The organism is Mixta hanseatica (genome assembly GCF_023517775.1).
In the GTDB taxonomy this organism is placed as follows: Bacteria; Pseudomonadota; Gammaproteobacteria; order Enterobacterales; family Enterobacteriaceae; genus Mixta; species Mixta hanseatica.
In genome coordinates this window covers 1,615,184-1,635,500 of the sequence record NZ_CP082904.1, presented here as the reverse complement: position 1 = coordinate 1,635,500, position 20,317 = coordinate 1,615,184, and the positions used below count along the sequence as shown (strand labels likewise).

At 55.2% G+C, this 20,317-nt stretch carries 15 protein-coding genes; 1 reads left to right on the top strand and 14 read right to left on the bottom strand.

What is annotated here, in order from left to right; all coding sequences use genetic code 11:
- Positions 1 to 137: 137 nt before the first annotated feature.
- Genes mukB through cmoM form a run of 4 tightly spaced genes read right to left on the bottom strand, consistent with a single transcriptional unit; the run spans position 138 to position 7,414 of the window.
- Positions 138 to 4,616, bottom strand: a complete 4,479-nt coding sequence (mukB, locus tag K6958_RS07865; RefSeq protein ID WP_249894120.1) for a chromosome partition protein MukB — start codon at positions 4,614 to 4,616, stop codon at positions 138 to 140.
- Complete coding sequence (gene mukE, locus K6958_RS07860; RefSeq protein WP_249894119.1) at positions 4,613 to 5,329, bottom strand: chromosome partition protein MukE; 717 nt, start codon at positions 5,327 to 5,329, stop codon at positions 4,613 to 4,615. The genes mukB and mukE overlap by 4 nt, the downstream gene beginning before the upstream one ends.
- Entirely contained in the window at positions 5,310 to 6,632 is a 1,323-nt protein-coding gene (mukF, locus tag K6958_RS07855; protein ID WP_249894118.1) for a chromosome partition protein MukF, read from the bottom strand. The genes mukE and mukF overlap by 20 nt, the downstream gene beginning before the upstream one ends.
- On the bottom strand, positions 6,629 to 7,414 hold the full coding sequence (cmoM, locus tag K6958_RS07850) for a tRNA uridine 5-oxyacetic acid(34) methyltransferase CmoM (protein WP_249894117.1): 786 nt from the start codon (positions 7,412 to 7,414) through the stop codon (positions 6,629 to 6,631). Before cmoM ends, mukF begins: the two co-directional genes overlap by 4 nt.
- A 123-nt stretch (positions 7,415 to 7,537) precedes the next feature.
- Between cmoM and elyC the strand changes: the two genes are divergently transcribed.
- The gene (gene elyC, locus K6958_RS07845) at positions 7,538 to 8,356 is read left to right on the top strand and encodes an envelope biogenesis factor ElyC (RefSeq protein ID WP_249894116.1); all 819 of its coding nucleotides are present in this window, start codon (positions 7,538 to 7,540) and stop codon (positions 8,354 to 8,356) included.
- A gap of 83 nt (positions 8,357 to 8,439) precedes the next feature.
- On the opposite strand, the gene kdsB is transcribed toward elyC, so the two are convergent.
- The 10 genes from kdsB to aroA all read right to left on the bottom strand — a co-directional run bounded on the left by kdsB (position 8,440) and on the right by aroA (position 20,275).
- Positions 8,440 to 9,186: a 3-deoxy-manno-octulosonate cytidylyltransferase gene (gene kdsB, locus K6958_RS07840; protein ID WP_249894115.1), complete on the bottom strand. Its 747-nt coding sequence runs from the start codon at positions 9,184 to 9,186 to the stop codon at positions 8,440 to 8,442.
- Complete coding sequence (locus K6958_RS07835; protein WP_249894114.1) at positions 9,183 to 9,365, bottom strand: Trm112 family protein; 183 nt, start codon at positions 9,363 to 9,365, stop codon at positions 9,183 to 9,185. The genes kdsB and K6958_RS07835 overlap by 4 nt, the downstream gene beginning before the upstream one ends.
- 68 nt (positions 9,366 to 9,433) lie before the next feature.
- Entirely contained in the window at positions 9,434 to 10,654 is a 1,221-nt protein-coding gene (locus tag K6958_RS07830) for a winged helix-turn-helix domain-containing protein (protein ID WP_249894113.1), read from the bottom strand.
- 61 nt (positions 10,655 to 10,715) lie between these two features.
- On the bottom strand, positions 10,716 to 11,690 hold the full coding sequence (gene lpxK / locus K6958_RS07825) for a tetraacyldisaccharide 4'-kinase (RefSeq protein ID WP_249894112.1): 975 nt from the start codon (positions 11,688 to 11,690) through the stop codon (positions 10,716 to 10,718).
- The gene (gene msbA / locus K6958_RS07820; RefSeq protein WP_249894111.1) at positions 11,687 to 13,435 is read right to left on the bottom strand and encodes a lipid A ABC transporter ATP-binding protein/permease MsbA; all 1,749 of its coding nucleotides are present in this window, start codon (positions 13,433 to 13,435) and stop codon (positions 11,687 to 11,689) included. The genes lpxK and msbA overlap by 4 nt, the downstream gene beginning before the upstream one ends.
- Before the next feature lie 35 nt (positions 13,436 to 13,470).
- A complete protein-coding gene (locus tag K6958_RS07815; RefSeq protein ID WP_249894110.1) occupies positions 13,471 to 15,732 on the bottom strand; it encodes a ComEC family protein in 2,262 nt (753 codons plus the stop codon).
- Between the two features lie 204 nt (positions 15,733 to 15,936).
- On the bottom strand, positions 15,937 to 16,221 hold the full coding sequence (gene ihfB / locus K6958_RS07810; RefSeq protein ID WP_038627039.1) for an integration host factor subunit beta: 285 nt from the start codon (positions 16,219 to 16,221) through the stop codon (positions 15,937 to 15,939).
- An 87-nt stretch (positions 16,222 to 16,308) separates the two neighbouring features.
- Complete coding sequence (gene rpsA, locus K6958_RS07805) at positions 16,309 to 17,982, bottom strand: 30S ribosomal protein S1 (RefSeq protein ID WP_103058073.1); 1,674 nt, start codon at positions 17,980 to 17,982, stop codon at positions 16,309 to 16,311.
- A 117-nt stretch (positions 17,983 to 18,099) separates the two neighbouring features.
- The gene (cmk, locus tag K6958_RS07800) at positions 18,100 to 18,783 is read right to left on the bottom strand and encodes a (d)CMP kinase (RefSeq protein ID WP_249894109.1); all 684 of its coding nucleotides are present in this window, start codon (positions 18,781 to 18,783) and stop codon (positions 18,100 to 18,102) included.
- 205 nt (positions 18,784 to 18,988) lie between these two features.
- Positions 18,989 to 20,275, bottom strand: a complete 1,287-nt coding sequence (gene aroA / locus K6958_RS07795; RefSeq protein ID WP_249894108.1) for a 3-phosphoshikimate 1-carboxyvinyltransferase — start codon at positions 20,273 to 20,275, stop codon at positions 18,989 to 18,991.
- Between the last annotated feature and the right edge of the window lie 42 nt (positions 20,276 to 20,317).

Here is a 20,317-nt window from a genome sequence, read left to right as displayed (position 1 = left end):
TGCCTGCTTTGGTCCGCGGTTAATAAACCGTGAAGACTGTTAATTATTATAATAAGTATATAAACGAACAACGGCATTTGTCTCATAGAGCAAATGCCGTTGATTAGATTAAACGCGAGGCAACAGTTTTACTACATTTATACCTGCGTTTTTTCATCCTCCGACTGGTCCTGCTCCGAGCGTGATGCGGTCGCGCCTGGCAGCGGATCGGCTGAGAAGCCTCTCAGACCTACTACATGCACATGCTCCGTATTGTTGAACACCTTACGGACCAGTTTATAGGTGGTGCCTTTTTCCGGACTGATATTTTCCGGGGCAGCGATGATGAGCTGCATCTCCAGACGTTCGCAAAGCTCAAACAGCGTCGCGATCGATTTAGCATCAAGACGCGCGGCTTCATCCAGGAACAGCAGGCGACACGGGCTGATATCTTTGCCGCGCAGGCGACGCGCTTCCTCTTCCCAGCTTTGCACCACCATCACCAGAATCGACATCCCGGTACCGATCGCTTCACCGGTTGACAATGCCCCGCTTTCAGCACGCAGCCAGCCATCCGAACCACGGTTTACCTCAACTTCCATTTCCAGATAGTTACGGTAATCCAGCAGCTCTTCACCGATAGTTTGCGCCGTGCGCTGCCCCATATCAATCTGCGGATTGAGACGTTGCCACAGCTTAGCCAGCGCCTCAGAGAAGGTAAGCCGGTTACTGTTAAACAGATCCTGATGCTGTTCATGCTGCTCAGAGAGCACGTCCAGCAGCGTCGCGTGGCTTTCACGCACGTTAACATTCAGGCGCACGCTGCGCACCTGACCAAAGCTCACGCTCTGCAGCCCCTGGTTAAGCTGACGGATACGGTTCTGCTCGCGCTGTATCGTCTTACGAATAATATTCGCCACGCTGCGCGAGCTGATAGCCAGCATCTGCTCGCGGGCGGTCAGCTCTTCCGTCAGGCGGCTAAGCTCAATCTCCATCTGCTCGATGGCTTCAACCGGATCGTCGGTACGGATAATATCCTGACGAATACGCTCGCGTAGATGCTGATAAACGGCGATAAAGAACTGAATTTTCCGCTCAGGGCGCTTGGGATCTTCTGAGAGACGCAGCACGTCGCGCAGATGTTCATTATCGGCGACCGCCAGACGCAGCGCGCCCAGCGCCTTATCCGACATCGAACGTAGCTCATCACCGCCCAGATAGGCCAACTCGCGACGATGCAGACGTCGCTCCACGCCGTTGTCTTTCACCATACGCATCACGGCGCACCAGCCCGCCTTGGCACTGACCACCTGCTCGCGGCTGATATGATAATCGCGTTCCAGACGACGCAGCTTTTTCTGCAGGCCGTCCATTTCCGCTTCACAGAAGGTCAGCTGTTTTTCCAGCTGGTTGCGCCGCGAGCGGTTATGACTGAGCGCATTATGCAATTCATCACGACGAATTCTGGCACGCTCTTCGGCGCTGGAATCCGCCTGTACGCCGATATCCTGCATCTCTTGCTGCAGTTCTTTCAGCATGTCGCGTTTGGCGTCGTAAGCGCTTTTTAACGAGGCCAGCACCTGCGAATATTGCGTCAGCTGCGCCTGATGCTCGCGCAGACGTTCACGCGCTCGCGCCCGCTCCGCTTCCGCCTGCTCCAGGCGCTGGCGCAGTTTTTCGTTCAGATCGCTGGTTCCGGTAAGCATACCGGCGGAATCCGCATAGCTGAAATGCGCGCGACGCTGCACCACTTCAGTAATCGCAAACGCCTGCTGACGCGCTTCACGCTGCACCTGCAGCGCCTGCTGATAATCTGCTTTTAACTGCTCATGCTGCTGTGGATCGCTCTGCAACACCGACAGCAGCGGCTCCAGACGGGAGAGATGATTGCCGTGCTGTTGAACAAAGCGCGCCGCCTCCTGCGCCTCACTCATTAATTCGCGCAGCTCTTCGCAGCGATCCGCCAACGTTTCATCCAGCAGCAGGCTGACGCGCGGCAGCAAACGGTTCAGCTGCGCCACACCCTCTTTTGCCTGCTCAAACTGCTGACGCTGCTGCTGGTTTTCGCTTTCATGCGCATTCAGAGCGCGTTCGATTTCGCCGCGACGCGCGCTCAGCTGACGGATTTGCGCTTCCGGATCCTCTTCAAACGCTACCGCCAGATGACTGCCGATAAAACGACTAAAGGACTGATGCAAACGCTGGGTTTTCTGTACGTCAAAAGAGAGCGTGGCGTAGGTTTCCGCCAGCTGCTCGCGTTCGGCATGCAGTAACTCCAGCTGTTTCTCGCGCGCGGCGCGACCAAACAGCGGCACTTTAGGGAAGCGCGAATAACGCCACTGGCGTTCGGCGACCTTCACCACCACCGCTTTTTCCAGCTCTTCGGTGCTGAAAACGCTGTCATCAAAAGATTGCGGATCCCCTTCGATCAGATAGAGATCTTCCGGGCAATCTTCCAGGCCATCCAGCTGTTCATGGATCAACGAGAGATCGGGCACCACGATGGCATGACGCGACGGACCATATAACGCCGAGAAGTAAGGCGCGTCTTCAAAGGTGACGTCGTCATAAATTTCCGACAGCAGGACGCCGCCGAAACGCTCGGCCAGCGCGTTCAGACGTGGATCTTCCGAGCCGCCAGGCTGGCTTAAGCGCTCAATCTGCTGTTCGGTTTCGCGTTTGCGCGTCGCCACTTCATCGCGTTCGACCGTGGTTTCGCGCTCGCGCTCCAGCAGCTGCTGCATAAACTCGGTAACCTGCTGGCTGTTTTCCAGCGGCTGGCCGGTTTGTTCGCTCAGCTGGGTCAGGATCTCCTGCGCCGCCAGCCAGTGCGGCGCGCGGGCCGTTAGCTGGGTGATGCGTTCGCGCAGCTGCTCCAGTTCCTGACGCATCAGCATGCGCTGTTCGCCGGCGTCGGCTACGCTCTGCGACAGTTGCTCAATGCGCGCCTCCAGCTCATGCTGCAGCGCTTCCAGCTCATGCGCCTCATACTGCTGGCCCTGACGCTTACAAAACTCGTTTAGTAAACGTTCGGCTTCGTACTGCTCGCGCAGACGCTGTTCCATTTCAGACAGGCGCATGCGTAGCGATGGCAGCTGTTCAGCCTGATGGCGCTGGTTCGCGGCATCACGCAGCAGCTCGCGCCCGGTTTGCCACGCTTCGCTGCGGCTGACCGGCCCGGCGATTTTGCATACCAGCTCAAAGGCCTGCTCAAACTGACTGTGCGCCGCTTCGGCCACGCTCATTTTCTGTTCCAGCATCAGCAGGCTTTCCGTCGCCTCCTGCTCACGCGCCTGGAACGTTTCCTGCCAGCTTTCCGCGTTATCAATACTTAGCTCAGGCAGACGGCAAATTTCCTGCGCGCGCTGCAGCGCCTGCAGCGCCTGCTGATACTGAATGGCGCGCGTTTGCTGAACATCCAGCGCCTGCTGATAGTCCGCCAGCTGGCTTTTCAACTCATCGACTTCAAGCTCGGCCGCTTCCCGACGCGCTTCGTTCTCTTCCTGCACTTCGCGCGCTTCGGCTACCACCTCGTTCTGCTCTTCCAGACGGTAGCTCAGCTCATCAATATCCGCTTCGTAGCGCTCGATTTTTTCCTGTTGGCGCACCGCCGTCTGCACCAGGTTCAGGTGATCGCTGGCCGCCTGATAGTCCGTTTCCAGATCGCTTTCCGCCGCGCTGTGCTCCGCCAGTTCACGCGCCATTTCTACATGGCGGTACTGTTCCGCAGCCAGCTGTTTGCGGCTGGTGAACAGCTCATTACGCAACGCCAGCGCGCCATCCAGATGAATGCGGCGTTCATTGGCGTGACGCATGTAATCCGCCGCCACATAGTTAGTGGCTTCCGAGATCAGGTGCTTGAACAGGTCGCGATCGGACTGGGTGACGCGAATCGCTTCCAGCGTCATGCGGTTTTCACGTAGCGCCGCCTCCATATCCTGAAACGCTTTGCGTACGCCGCTGTTTTCCGGCAACAGATAATCACGCAGCGAGCGGGTAATGGCGCTGGAGATCCCGCCGTACAGCGAGGCTTCAATCAGACGGTAAAACTTGCTGCGATCGCTGGCCGAGCGCAGACGACGCGCAACGATACCCAGCTCAAACATCAGGCTGTGGTAATCGGTAATGGAGTTGTACTGTTTAAACTGCACCCCTTCCATCGCCTCAACGCGATCTTTCAGCTCGTTGAGCGGCAGCACGCGCGCCTGGCGTGTCCCGACCGTTTCGGTCAACATTTCAGTAGGGTGCAACGAGGTGGGCAGACCGTGGATGCTGAACGGACGGATATCCACCTTCTTGTCGCGTCCGGCCACCTGCTGCAGGCGCACCCCGACGACAACGCGCTGATGGCGTGAGTTGACCACATCCAGCACCGAGTAGCAGACGCCCGGACGCAGCTTACCGTGCAGCCCTTTATCACGCGATCCGCTGGTGGAACCCGCCTCGGTGGTATTACGGAAATGCAGCAGCGTCAGATCGGGGATCATCGCCGTAATAAATGCCGCCATGGTGGTGGATTTACCGGCGCCGTTGCCGCCTGACAGCGTGGTGACCAGGTTATCAAGCTCAAATGTGCGCGCAAAAAAACCGTTCCAGTTAATCAGCGTTAGCGAGCGAAATTTGCCGCGTTCAATCATTCCTCTTCATCCTCCGCCATATCCGCCTGGCGCTGCTGGCTATCCGCCTCTTCTTCGCTGTTTTCCGCTGTTTCCAGCGCCATGGCTTCGCCGGTGCGAATCATACGCAGCTGCGCTTCGCGCGGATCGTCACCGCTGCGAACATCGGCGCCGAAGCGAAAAACGGATTCCATAATGCGAAACTTACTGCTGTCGTTGCCCATAAACCACACCATGCCCAGCCGACGCAGGCGATTCAGCGACGCGCGCATCTTTTCCTGCAGCTTTTGGCGATCGAGATCGGAGCCGGTCGAGCGCTGGTTAACCACCTTCAACAGCTTGCCTTCATCCGCCAGGCTGACCAGCTCGTCATACAGCTCCTGCTGGGTAAAAATCCCCTCGTTCGCCAGGCGTTCCGGGCTAAGATAGAGGTAACAGAGGATTTTCCCCACCAGCATATCCAGCTCAGAAAGCACCGAGCGCGGGATCAGCGTGGTAGAACGCGGACGTAAATAGAAAAAGCCTTCCGGCGCGCGCACTAACTCGACGTTATAGCGCGCGTAAAACTCTTCAAGGTATTCCTGGTAATCCATTAAGAAGGCATGGTTGTCCAGCTCTTCAATGCCGATATGTCGTCCCGCACGCAGCTGGCTATCCAGCGCGGGAAAAAGCGGATTGGCCAGTGCCTGAGCCATTTTAACTGGCATCACTTGTTCAATATTTGTCGATGACATGTGCCTGCACCTTGGCTCCGTAATCATTAATGGGCTGCCATTGCGCCGGCAACCCGGAAAAATCAGCTTCCGCCACGCCTAAACGCACCGCCTGATCGACGACAATGCGCGCCACGTCAAAATGACGGGCCCGTGGATACTGCGCCAGATATTCCCGCATCACCTCACCGAGGTTAAGCGGTCTGTTTTCCGTTTTATAAATCTGCAGCGCTTCTTCAATCATCGCTGCAAGCTGTTCACGGATTTCATTAAACTCTTCATATTCCAGTTCCGAAGGCAGCTCGCCGGTGACCTCTTCATCACGCAGCGTCAGCTCATCATCACGCATATCGAACAGACGATCGGCATTGGCATAGGTCAGCGCCCATGGCTGTTCAAAGTAGTTCTGCACCGACTGGCGTAAGCGCTGGGCAAAGACGCGGTTTTTATCCATATCGATCGCGGTACGAATAAATTTATGCACGTGGCGGTCATAACCGATCCACAGGTCAATCGCCTGTTGGCCCCAGCTAATGATGCGATCGAGTTTATTTTGCAGATCGAACACCAGCTTATCGACAAATCCCAGATCCGGGCTGCCGAGCGTCGCATCCTGAATGCGCAGTAGATTCGCCTGCAGCTTGTCGCCCGCGGCTTCCAGGGTATCCTGCAGCTCGCGTAGCGTGCCGGAAGTTTCCGAGAGCAGCAGTTCACAGCTGGAAATAGCGGCGCGCCAGTCCTGGTTAAGCAGCGCGGCGATATCATTTTTTACCGATTGCTGCTGCTCATCCATCAGGCGCTGGGTTAAATCGATGCTGTCGAAAATCTCCGCTACCGAATATTTCAGCGGCGCGAAAACGTTGCGGTGCCAGTGAAACTCATCGCCATCCTCTTCCGCCGCATCCGCCGCTCGCTTCAGCTCCTGGGCGACAATCGAGAGTTGCATAGAGAGACGCAGAGTGGAGAACTCACGCTGACGGATATAATAATCGGTAATGCCGATCGCCAGCGGCGTCAGACGATAGATGGCGTTGCCATCCGCCAGTTCACTGGTAAAGCGATTAAGCAGGCGCTGACGCACCATATCGTTTATCGCATTATTCGCGCGAACCACCACAGTTTCATGGGTTTGTTCAAAAGCGTTACTGACGTGACGGAACGCATCGATCAATTCGCCTTCGCTCATTTCCCCATCCATGCGCTCGCTGTTTAGCGTGGCGATAGCCAGCAGAAATGCCAGACGTTCGGTGGGTAACGAAACGGAAAAATCGTTTTTCCGCGCCCAGGAGACCAGCTCCGGGACAGTCTGGGAAAAATCACTCATAGTAGGTCCTTCGGGCCGGGTTTGCGCGCCGTGACATGTATATAACGCCCCAGGCTGATAAAGGGTTCCTGGCGGCAATATTGGGTTTCTATTGCCAACAGCCGATCAAATTCATCTATTCGTCGTTGTTTATCGTGCATGTAATCGTGAAATACCCGAATGCCGGCGCGGCGTTCAATAATGAAGCCGCAGGATTGCAGCCACTGATAGACCTGTTGGGGATCGCGCGGATAATCGGGCGAAAGCGTTTTCTTTTTGCCTTTCTTCATGCCAACTTCCAGCCAGCCGAAATTACCGTGCGCCGCCGTACTTAATATCTGCCCGTGCAGGTTGTAAAACATCAACGATAATATGCCGCCCGGCGCCAGCGCTTCGTACAGCGTCGCCAGGATCGCTTCCGGTTCGGCGACCCATTCCAACACCGCGTGAAACAATACCAGATCCGCTGGCTTATCCAAATATTGCGCCACCTGCTGCGCGCTAATTTGTTCGAATTGCATGTTGTCCAGCACATGCTGCTGCGCCGCATGTTCACGCGCGCGCTGCAGCATCTCGCTGGAAATATCGCACAGCAACACCTGATGGCCGCGCGCGGCCAGTCCACAGGCGATTTGCCCCTGACCGCCGCCGACATCCACAATGCGCAACGGCCGATCCGGCAAGGTTTTCAGCAACGCATCCAGCTCCTGCCACAGGATGGCCTGACGAATTCGCCCTTTGGTGGTACCGTAAATGTTTTGCGCAAATTTAAGGGCAATATCGTCAAAGTTACGATCCTGCATGCCTCAGCTCCGGTGCTTGCTGTTTCTGAGCGCCTATTTTGTCATACCCCGACGCAGAATGAACCTTTGATGCAGAGTCTGGCTATCAGATGATGTTTTTTCGGACAAAAGGAATCCGTATTTATGCTTTTTACCCTAAAAAAAATTGTCGGCGGCCTGTTGCTGCCTTTGCCGCTCCTGCTTTTATTGATGGCGGCCGGGCTTTTGCTGCTTTGGTTCTCGCACTGGCAGAAAAGCGGGAAAATCCTCGTTTCCGCCGCCTGGATTATGCTTTTTTCCCTGAGCCTGCAGCCAGTGGCGGATAGCCTGCTGCGTCCGCTGGAGCAGCGTTACCCCACCTATAATGCAACCGCCCCGCTGGACTTTATCGTGGTGCTCGGCGGCGGCTATACCTGGAATCCGGCGTGGGCGCCCAGCTCGAATTTGATCGGCAACAGCCTGGCGCGCGTAACCGAAGGGGTACGGCAATGGCGCATGCATCCCGGCGCTAAAATGATTTTTACCGGCGGTCCGGCGTTAACCAATCCGGTCAGCAATGCGGAAGTGGCAGCCCGAGTGGCGCTATCCTTAGGAGTGCCGCCAGCGGACATTATCCAGCTCGATCGGCCACGGGATACGGACGATGAAGCGATGGCGGTTAAGCAGATTGTCGGCCAACGCGCTTTTCTGCTGGTGACATCCGCCAACCATATGCCGCGCGCCATGACCTTTTTCCATCATCAGGGGTTAACGCCAATTGCCGCGCCGGCCAATCAGATGGCAATTGATTCGCCGCTTAACTGGTGGGAAAAAGCATTGCCTGCGCCGCTGTGGCTGAGTCATAGCGAACGGGCGGTTTATGAAGGACTGGGCGCGCTGTGGCAGAGCCTGAATGGTAAAACCGCGGCTGAGGAGGCGTTGCCGCCGAGGCAGAACGCCCGCTTAAGCGATAAACAACCGTAAAAGGCCAGGCTGGAGATCACATCGGGAGAGATGAGAAGTCACAGGGAGAAGCCCGTTGGGTTTCTCCCTGTAGGGCCGGCTATTTAGCGTAACGCCTCGCGCACGCGAGCCAAATCTTCGGCGGTATCGACGCCCGCTGCCGGCGTGGTCTCTGCGACATCGACATGGATCTTTTCGCCGTACCACAATACGCGCAGTTGCTCCAGCAGTTCGATCTGCTCCAGCTCGCTGGGCTCCCAACTGACGTAGCGACGAATAAAACCTGCGCGATAGGCATAAATGCCGATGTGGCGCAGCAGGCTGCCGCCGATGCTGTCACGCGACTGGGCAAAACGCTCGCGATCCCATGGGATAGTGGCACGCGAGAAATAAAGCGCATAGCCCTGCGCATCGCGTACAACCTTAACGGCGTTGGGATTAAACGCTTCTTCCGCCTCGGTGATTGGCACCGCCAGCGTCGCCATGCCCGCCTCGGAACCAGCCAGGTTGTGAGCGACCTGACGGATGATGCCGGGTGGGATTAATGGCTCATCGCCCTGCACATTAACAATGATCGTATCATCGGCAAACTGATACTGCTCGATGACTTCAGCCAGCCGCTCGGTGCCGGACTGATGATCGGGCCGCGTCAAACAGACTTCTCCGCCAGCCGCCGTCACGGCCGCCGCCACGTCAGGATGATCGGTCGCAACAATGACACGGTCGGCGCCCGACTGTAGTGCGCGCTCCATTACATGCACCACCATCGGTTTACCGTGAATATCAACCAGCGGTTTACCGGGTAAACGTGTTGATGCAAAACGAGCCGGAATGATGGCGACAAAACTCATGGATGTATCTCGTCTGCTGATAGCGTACGGGCTTCGTTTTCCAGCAGAACCGGAATCCCGTCGCGAACCGGGTAGGCCAGGCCATCTGGTTTACAAATCAGCTCTTGCTGCTCTTTGTTAAAGTAGAGCTTGCCGTTACAGACCGGACAAGCAACGATTTCAAGTAAACGGTGATCCATGTTTCCTCCGTAATGGACCGAAGCCTCAGGATGGCAAGCATAACACAGCCGCCGAATGGGCGATAATGTCACGCTTCATTCGTCAGCGACCAGTGGGTTCCGATACCCTGTAACAGCATAGCGGGCCCTTTTTCTATCCTGACCTGCTCCGCGCCCTGCCAACGGGCAAAGCGTGCGATAGCTTTACGCAGGTCATTGAGCATGCCGGCGCTGACGCTGATTTTTTCTTCCAGCCAGAAATTTTTAATCTCAAGGCAGCGCTCGCGGCGTAACATCTTTGCATCCAGCCGCGCCTTCAATGCGCCCCGGTGCAGTAGCGGCAAGGTAAAGTAACCATAACGACGTTTTGCTTCCGGCGTATAGCACTCCAGCCGATAGTTAAAATCGAATAGCGCCAGCGCGCGACGTCGATCCCAAACCACCGGATCAAAAGGCGACAGAATTGCCGTATGGCTGGCCTTAAGCGGCTTTTCCAGCTGCGCCAGCGCTTCATGATGCAGCCACATCGCGCCCATATCTTCTGCCATCACCGGGACGGCAAAGCCCTCTTCCTGCCAGCGCGCCATCAGATTTTTTAGCGCCACACGTTTCAGCCGATAATAGTCCGGCAGCCACTCGGCGCGAAATATCCCCAGGCTACGCGCGCTGTTGCGCAGCATCTGCTCCTGCGCCTCTTCCTCGCTAAGCATGTGCAAGGCATCATTCCATTCCGGCAGCACCCGTTGGCGCAGATCGTAAATACGCTGGAAGTTTTGTCGTCCAACTACCATCAACTCCCCGGCGGTAAACAGATTTTCCAGGTGACGTTTATGCGGCTTCCACGACCACCATCCCGGCTGATGTCCGGGCGCGGTGGCAAAATCCGCGGAGCGTACCGGGCCATGCGCAGCAATGTGTTGCAGCAGACGCGCCACCTCATCGGCATGCTCCGCCATCCATGTCGCGCTGTATTTCCAGCCCATCTTTTCCGGCTGCAGCATGCGATGGCGCAATAGCGGATAATCTTCGGCTGGGATAAAACAGGCCTCATGCGCCCAATATTCAAACAGGCTGCCTGACGCCAGCGCCTGCTCCAGCCAGGCGATGGGATAGTCGCCGAGACGACTGAACAGCACCAGATACGGACTACGCGCGACCACATGAATAGTATCGATTTGCAGCAGCGACATACGTCTGATGGTAGTCAGCAGATCGTGATAAGTGGCTTTGCGTTTAGGGGCGTGCAGCAAGCCTTGCGCTGCAAGATGCAGGTTGCGGGCAGTTTGACGGGAAAGAGAAACGGGTGCCATCAGCTTTTCCTTTCATTCAGATAGCACCAGTTTAGTGGCTCTGCGCAGCGCTGTTAAACCGCTAGCGGCACAGCGCGATGATTTTTTGCAATAACGGCTCTGCCGTGGTGGAGAAGCACGCATCAACCGGTAAATACCACCAGTTTTCCTGCGCGAAAGCCCGACATTTTACCGCATCCTTTTCCGTCATGATTAAGGGTTCATTGCCGGGCGTGAGCGTTGTTAAGCTCGCCTCGCTGTAGGCCTGGTGATCGGCAAAGGGGACGGCGCGCACCACCTCAACCCCATGCTGACGCAGCGTAGAGAAAAAGCGCGGCGGATGACCGATGCCAGCCATCGCTACCACGGGCGATAAGGCAGATACCGGACAGCTGACGCGCGTTTTCAGGTTAATCGCTTCGCCTGGTCGCAGCGTCATTGCCAGTTCGCCTTCCCTTGCCTCGCCGCCATTGACCATCACGGCATCGACCTGTTGCAGACGGCTGGCACACTCACGCATCGGGCCTGCCGGTAACCACCAGCCGTTGCCAAAGCGCCGTTCGCCATCTACCACCACGATTTCAATATCGCGCGCCAGAGCATAATGCTGTAAACCGTCATCCGTCACGATCACATCCAACGGACCGGCGGCGAGTAACGCTTTCACCGCCTCGCTACGCACCGGCGCCACGGCAACCGGCACGCCGGTGCGCTGAGCGATCAGAACCGGCTCATCGCCGGCTTCCTGCGTCGAGGTGGCGGCGTTCAGCACCAGCGGATAGTGGTCAGCCTTACCACCATAGCCGCGCGAAACCACGCCCGGACGCAGCCCGCGCTGCTGCAACTGCTCTACCAGCCAGATAACCACCGGCGTTTTGCCGTTGCCGCCCGCGGTAAGATTACCCACCACCACTACCGGCACCGGCGCCCGCCAGGCGTGACGCAGGCCCAGCCGATAACTAAGCCGGATAAGGTAAGTGATCAGCCCATACAGCAGGCTGAACGGCAGCAGCAATACATATAACGTCGAGCGACCGCTCCAGATGCGTTCAATCATTGACCAAACTGCATTTTATGCAGCTGCGCATAGGCGCCCCGCTGGCTAAGCAATTCATCATGCGTACCACGTTCAATAATTTGCCCATCTTCAACCACCACAATTTCATCGGCTTTTTCGATGGTGGAAAGGCGATGCGCAATAACCAGCGAAGTACGGTTTTTCTGCAGTTCATCCAGCGCGGACTGGATAGCGCGCTCAGATTCCGTATCCAGCGCCGAAGTCGCCTCATCCAGAATCAGCACCGGGCTGTCACGCAACAGGGCGCGAGCGATAGCGATACGCTGACGCTGCCCACCAGAGAGCAGGACGCCGTTCTCACCAATCACGGTGTCCAGACCGTTATCCATTTTACGGATAAAGTCCATGGCGTGCGCCATCTCAGCCGCTTTCTCAATCGCTTCCCGGCTGTAAACCTCATTGCGTGCGTAGGCGATGTTGTTGGCGATGGTGTCGTTAAACAGGTGAACATTTTGCGAAACCAGCGCCACCTGATTACGCAAGGAACGCAGGGTATATTCACGCAGATCGTGGCCATCCATCAGGATTTCCCCCTGCTGAATATCATAAAAACGCGTCAGCAGGCTGGCGATGGTTGATTTACCCGAGCCAGAACGCCCAACCAGCGCCACGGTTTTGCCGGCCGGAATCGCCAGATTAATATTACGCAGCGCCGGCACATCGCGCCCCGGATAGCTGAACGTCACGTTACGGAATTCAATATCCCCTTTCGCCCGTTCGACAACGCGCGTCCCGGTATCCACTTCCTGCTCGCTATCAAGAATAGAAAACAGTGTCTGACACGCGGCCATGCCGCGTTGAAACTGCGCATTAACGTTGGTTAATGATTTCAGCGGACGCATCAGCGCAATCATCGAAGAAAAGACCACGGTAATGGTCCCTGCGGTCAGAGTATCCATAACGCTGGGAAAGCTGGCGGCATAGAGAACAAAAGCCAGGGCCAGAGAGGCGATCAGCTGAATGATAGGATCGGAAATAGAGGACGCGGAAACCAGCTTCATTCCCTGATGGCGCATGCGGTTGCTGACTTTATCGAAACGCTTAGCTTCTACATCCTGTCCGCCAAAAATAAGCACCTCTTTGTGCCCTTTCAGCATCTGCTCAGCGCTGGTGGTCACCTGTCCCATGGTGTTCTGCATATTTTTACTGATGCTGCGAAAACGCTTGGAGACGGTGCGAATAGCCATAGAAACAACCGGCGCGAGCACGATCAGGATCAGCGACAGCTGCCAGCTGTAGTAAAACATCATAATGAACAGGCCGATAATCGATGCGCCTTCACGAACTACGGTTACCAACGCGCTGGAAGAGGAAGAGGCAACCTGTTCAGAATCATAGGTAATACGCGACAACAGCGTCCCGGTTGACTGCTGATCGAAGAAGGAGACCGGCATTCCCATCATATGGTTGAATAGGCGACGGCGCATATTCATGACCACGTTACCGGAAACCCATGAAATACAGTAGCTTGAAGCATAACTGGTGACACCGCGCACCAGCATCAGGCCAATAACGGCCAGCGGCATCCATATTAAGACCGACTTATCGGCCTTACCAAAGCCTTCATCCAGTAAAGGTTTCAGCAATGACAGCATAAGGGTATCGCCTGCCGCGTTGATGATCAGCGCTACGGCTGCCACAATCAGTCCCGCTTTATGCGGTGCGATCATCGGCCAAAGGCGACGAAACGTCTGCCATGTTGAGAGATCTTTATCTTGATGCATTATTTAACCAGCATTGTTTGAAATAGCCGCTTATTTTACCTGGATTCACTCTGGACGCCAAACCACTGATGGTACCAGCGGGACATTATTTGTTCTCTTAACCCCTTGACTTGCCATCCATCACGATAAAATCCTACGCTCAGCTGCCCGGAGCGCGATGTGTCACGCCAGCGGTAGCCATTTTTACCATAGCGCCTGATGACCTCGTCCGAAGGTAAGCGCCAGGCGTTATAACGCGCCACTGACGCCAGCGCCAGGCTGCCCTTGACGTTACGCAACAGCACGGCGGAAGATGAAGTTTTGCTGCCATGATGCGGCACCTGAATAATATCCGCCCGTAGCGCTAAGCGATCGCGACGCAGCAGCGCTTTTTCAGCCGCCGCTTCTAAATCGCCCGTTAACAATATCCGATAACGCCCATCATCAATCCGCACCACGCAAGAGTCATTATTATGGCCCTGCGCGCCGAGCGTCAGCGGCCAAAGCGCTTCCAGTTCCAGCTGTTGCCATTGCCAGCGCATTCCCGCTACGCAGGGTTGATGACCCGCTAAGGTCAGCGCGCTGCGTACCACGGCTCTGGGCCAGGCCTGCTGCATATCGGCTAATCCACCGCTATGATCGAGGTGCTGATGGCTGATAATGATTTCATCTACCGTCAGTCCGTGCCAGCGTAACCATGGCAACAACGTTTGCCGGGCGGCGCTTCCCCCCGGCCAGCGATTGCCGGTGTCATAAATCAACGCATGCCCATTACGCGAGATAACCATTGCCAGTCCATGACCGATATCCAGCATATCAAGCCGCCATTCAGGCTCAACGCGCGTCATATGCCATAGCGCAGGCAAACAGCAGGCAGCGAACAGCGCGGTGGGCGCGCGCTGCCACCAGCCCAGACGAAAAGCGATAAGTAATAACCAGACGATAAGACTGACGATTAGCGCCTCTTTTCCCAGCCATAGCCATCCCTGCGGCAGGAGGGATAACAGATGGAAGGTCAGCGCCAGAGAGCGATCGGCTACCCACCAGAGCGGTGAGGCCAGCCAGCCGACAGGCATCAGCAAGGCAAACAGCAGTGCCGGTACCGTAATAAAAGAGACGATTGGTATCGCTAACAGATTCGCGGGCAACGAAGTCAGGCTCAGACCATGAAAAATAAAAATTTGCACAGGCGCAAGCAACAGCAGCATCCCCAGTTGCAAATGCGTTAGCTGGAAAAGCATCCAGCGTTTACGGTAGCGCCAACGAGCCGGCAAAGGAAACCACTGAAACCAAATCAATAAAATGGCTACCGCTACTATCGAAAGCCAAAAGCTATCCGACAGCACTGCCATCGGATCAATAAACAGGATCGCGCCAACACAAATCAGCCAAATCTGCCAGCTGCTGCAGTTAATCCCCTGAAAACGCACCAGCGCCCATAGCGTGAGTGCAGTTATCGCCCTTAACACTGGCGGATTACTGCCTGACAGCCAACAGTAGACGGCGGCTACACTCAGGCTAAACAATAACGGTAACGGATAGCGGATACGCCATGCCGGCAGCAAAAACTGTACTAGTCTGGCGACTAACCATCCCAGCCAGGCGGCGAGGCCAATATGCATACCGGATATCGCCATTAAATGTGCAATGCCGGTATCCCTCAGCAGGTCTTTTGTTTCCGCGCTCATTCCCTGTCGATCGCCAAAAAGCAAGGCGTCCATTACGCCCTGCCAGGGTAAATGTTGGTATTGCCGTTGAGCATACGTCATCAGGCGCTGGCGCCAGGAGCAGCGACTATCGAGCACTCTGGCGCTAAGCAGCCTGCCCTGGAGTGGGGTGACATTTGCCAGAGCAAAACGCTGGGCGTCAAAACCGCCTTCGTTCAGGCGGCCATGCACCGGACGCAGACGTAGCGCCATCTCCCAGCGTTGGCCGGCGCACCACGTCTCTTCAAACTTCTCTGGCGTGACGCTGGCATACACCGGCGGAAAAAGCCGCTGATGGTCATGCTCAACTATTTTTACGGTCAGCCGCCCTTTCTCATGCAGCACATGGGTGATTTCAGTACGCGCGTTGATAATACCTGCGGATAACTTGACGATCGGCTCGATGAACTGCTGTGCGGCCAGTAATGCCCAGACCATTAACATTCCGACGATCCCCATAGAGCGCAATAGTCGCTGCGGCAGCATGAGCAAGACCAGTGCGACGATAAGCATACCGTTCAGATGGTTAACCTCTGGCAGCTGCGCTAAAAAGAGTAACGGCAGCGTCGCCAACGTGACCAGTAAGGCCAGCACATGGAGAGGATATGGCATAGTTTCATCCTGAGAAACCAGGGAGTATGCCGAATTGACCAGTTAAACGCAGAGGGCTGCAGGCATTAGCGGAAGCGAGGGCGCAATAAGATTTTACGGTTTACAGAGGAAGGCGGCCTGCTGCGAGCAAATTCGCATTAGCTGAATTTAACGCAAAAAAAACGACACCATCAGGTGTCGTTTTTTATCTATCGTCATTTTGCCTTAGCCGTAAATATTCGCCCGGTCGCGCAACTCTTTACCCGGTTTAAAGTGGGGAACGTATTTACCTTCCAGTTCCACCTTATCACCCGTTTTAGGGTTGCGGCCGACGCGCGGCGCACGGTAATGCAAAGAGAAACTGCCAAACCCCCGGATTTCGATGCGTTCACCTTGAGCCAACGTCGTGGCCATATGCTCAAGCATCTCTTTTACCGCATCCTCTACGGCTTTCGCCGGGATATGAGTTTGCTGGGCCGCAAGTCTTTCAATAAGTTCTGACTTGGTCATTAGTCCTCCGGTTAATCCCTGTGGGAATGGTCTGACAGCTTGCTACAGGTGCCGGGCGCCAACAGGCAACCCGGAACCCGAAGACGATTACTCGCCTTTAGCGGCTTTAAATGCTTCAGCCATAGCGTTAGAGAAGTTGCTTTCTTCCTGTTTGTTGTTAACAGTAGCGATAGCATCTTTTTCGTCAGCTTCGTCTTTAGCACGTACAGACAGGCTTACAACGCGGTTTTTACGATCAACGCCGGTGAATTTAGCTTCAACTTCGTCGCCAACGTTCAGCACCTGAGTTGCGTCTTCGATACGGTCGCGTGAAGCTTCAGAAGCGCGCAGGTAGCCTTCAACGCCGTCTGCTAATTCAACTGTAGCACCTTTAGCGTCAACTGCAGTCACTTTACCAGTAACAATGGCACCTTTCTTGTTCAGAGAGATGTAGTTGTTGAACGGGTCTTCTGCCAGCTGCTTAACGCCCAGGGAGATACGCTCGCGCTCTGCGTCAACCTGCAGAACCACAGCGGCGATTTCGTCACCTTTCTTGTACTCGCGAACCGCTTCTTCGCCAGTCGCGTTCCAGGAGATGTCAGACAGGTGAACCAGACCGTCGATGCCGCCTTCCAGGCCGATGAAGATACCGAAGTCAGTGATTGACTTGATTTTACCTTCAACACGGTCACCCTTGTTATGGGTTTCCGCAAACTGCTGCCACGGGTTGGATTTGCACTGTTTCAGGCCCAGAGAGATACGACGACGTTCTTCGTCGATATCCAGAACCATCACTTCTACCACGTCGCCCACGTTAACAACTTTGGACGGATGGATGTTTTTGTTGGTCCAATCCATTTCAGACACGTGCACCAGGCCTTCAACGCCTTCTTCGATTTCAACGAAGCAGCCGTAGTCAGTCAGGTTGGTTACGCGACCGGTCAGTTTAGTACCTTCCGGATAACGTTTAGCGATAGCTACCCACGGATCTTCGCCCAGCTGTTTCAGGCCCAGAGATACACGGGTACGCTCGCGATCGAACTTCAGCACCTTAACGGTGATTTCGTCGCCAACGTTAACGATTTCGCTCGGATGCTTAACGCGTTTCCATGCCATGTCGGTGATGTGCAGCAGGCCATCAACGCCGCCCAGGTCAACGAAGGCGCCGTAGTCAGTGAGGTTCTTAACGATACCTTTGACTTCCATGCCTTCCTGCAGGTTTTCCAGCAGCTGGTCGCGTTCTGCGCTGTTTTCAGATTCGATAACGGCACGACGAGAAACAACAACGTTGTTGCGCTTCTGGTCCAGCTTGATTACTTTGAACTCAAGCTCTTTACCTTCCAGGTGCAGCGTATCGCGCACCGGACGCACGTCAACCAGGGAACCCGGCAGGAACGCACGAATACCGTTCAGCTCAACAGTGAAGCCGCCCTTGACTTTGCCGTTGATCACGCCAGTGACAGTTGCAGCTTCTTCGTAAGCTTTTTCCAGCATCAGCCATGCTTCGTGACGCTTCGCTTTCTCACGAGACAGCAGGGTTTCACCGAAGCCGTCTTCTACTGCATCCAGAGCAACGTCAACTTCGTCACCAACCTGGATTTCAATCTCGCCCTGGGCGTTCTTGAACTGCTCAGCCGGAATGGCGGACTCAGATTTCAGACCGGCGTCAACCAGTACGATATCTTTGTCGATAGCAACAACAACACCGCGAACGATGGAACCCGGGCGGGTTTCGATTTCTTTCAGGGATTCTTCAAACAGTTGAGCAAAAGATTCAGTCATATTTAATCTTTAGATAGGTAAATTTAACGTCCACCTGACTTCCTGCCGGATGGGGTTGTTTAACATGCCTGATGACGTTCCTTATCACCAGGTTATTACATCTGTTCTGCCGCCAGCTTACGATAAAGCCAGTTTGTCACGGGCATAATTGAGCGCAGTTTCAATCACTTGCTCAATACTCATGCTGGTTGAATCCAGCACTAGCGCATCTTGCGCGGGCACCAGCGGCGCAATAGCTCGGTTACGGTCGCGCTCGTCGCGCTCCTTTATCTCGGCTAAAAGGCGTTCAAAGTTAACACTAAAGCCCTTCTCCTGCAACTGTAGCATACGGCGGTGCGCACGCTCTTCAGAGCTGGCGTCGAGAAAAATCTTCACTGGCGCATCGGGAAAAACCACCGTGCCCATATCGCGACCGTCCGCAATCAGGCCAGGCGCATCGCGAAACGCGCGCTGACGACGCAGTAAAGCTTCACGCACGCGTGGGAAAGCCGCCACTTTTGATGCCGTGTTGCTGACTTCCTGCGTACGGATTTCACCCGTTACGTCTTCGCCTTCAAGAATGACCGCCATTTCACCTTCGGTGGAAATAAAGCGCACATCCAAATGCGCGGCGATAGGCACCAGCGCCTCTTCTGATTCGATATCTACCTGATGATGAAGGGCTGCCAGCGCTAATACGCGATAAATAGCACCAGAGTCAAGCAGATGCCACTGCAGCGCCTCAGCCATCGCCTTGCAGAGCGTGCCTTTGCCCGCGCCGCTTGGACCATCAATGGTAATTACCGGGGCTGTTGCCGTCATTTTATTCTCCTGTCGCTGCTGGTCGTTCTATGGCTACCTGCACTCATTCACAAGTCGCGGCATATTATACGCTGCAATCATTCAGAACGTTATCTTTAAGCATAGACAGCTGCCAAATATTCTTCTTTTTAAGAACTTCCGCTAACAGATAAAATGACGAAATGCGTTAGCCGTCACGCCGTAAACCGGTAGCAACGGCAGTTTTTCAGGCTAAAGTGCTGATTGACGCCAGACGTTCAAAGTAGTCCGGGAACGTTTTAGCGGTACATTTTGGATCAAGAATGGTAACGGCAGTATCCGAGAGCGCCACCAGCGAGAAACACATCGCCATTCGGTGATCGTTATAGGTACCGATACTCGCTGCACTCAGGCGTTGCGGCGGCGTGATACGAATAAAGTCATGCCCCTCTTCCACTTCGGCGCCGACTTTACGCAACTCTGTCGCCATCGCTGACAGCCGATCGGTTTCTTTTACGCGCCAGTTATAAATGTTGCGTAAAACTGTGGTGCCTTCCGCAAATAATGCCGCGGTGGCAATGGTCATCGCCGCATCAGGAATATGATTCATATCCAGATCGACAGCGCGTAATTTATCGCGCGTACAGGCGATATAATCATCGCCCCACTCGATTTTAGCACCCATTTTTTCCAGTACGTCGGCAAAACGGATATCGCCCTGGACGCTATTGCGTCCTACGCCGGTCACGCGCACCGTGCCGCCCTTTATCGCTGCGGCGGCAAGAAAGTAAGAGGCGGAAGAGGCATCGCCCTCCACCAGATAGTGACCAGGCGAAACATAGCGCTGCTGCCCACGGATTGAAAAGCGTTGGTAGTGGTTATTTTCTACCGTTACGCCAAAAGTCTTCATCAGGTGCAGCGTAATATCGATATAGGGTTTCGAGACCAGATCGCCTTTAATCACGATCTCGGTATCCTGCGCGGCCAGCGGCGCCGCCATTAACAGAGCCGTTAAGAACTGGCTTGACACGCTGCCGTCTACGCTCACCTCTCCGCCGTTAAAACCGCCATGAATGCGTAACGGGGGATAATCGAGCTGCTCCAGATAATCAATGCGCGCCCCCCCCTGACGCAGCGCATCAACCAGATGCCCGATGGGGCGCTCTTTCATGCGCGGCTCGCCGGTCAGAATAATGTCATTACTGGCCAGACAGAGCGCGGCAGCCAGAGGGCGCATCGCGGTTCCCGCATTGCCAAGAAACAGCTCCAGCGGCTGTGCTGCTTTCAACGGCCCCCCGATGCCGTTAACTTCACAAACGGTACGATCCGCTGACAGCTTATAGCTGACGCCTAATGCGGCAAGGGCATTCAGCATATGTTTAACGTCGTCACTGTCTAAGAGGTTAGTCAGCCGTGTCGTCCCCTGCGCCAGCGCAGCCAGCAGTAAAGCGCGGTTCGAGACGCTTTTTGAGCCAGGCAAATTTACCGTGCCGTCAACGCGTGCTATGGGTTGTAGTGTCAGGGATTCCTGCATGTGAAAACTTCTCTCCGTAAAGCCAGTACAATAAAACCTCGC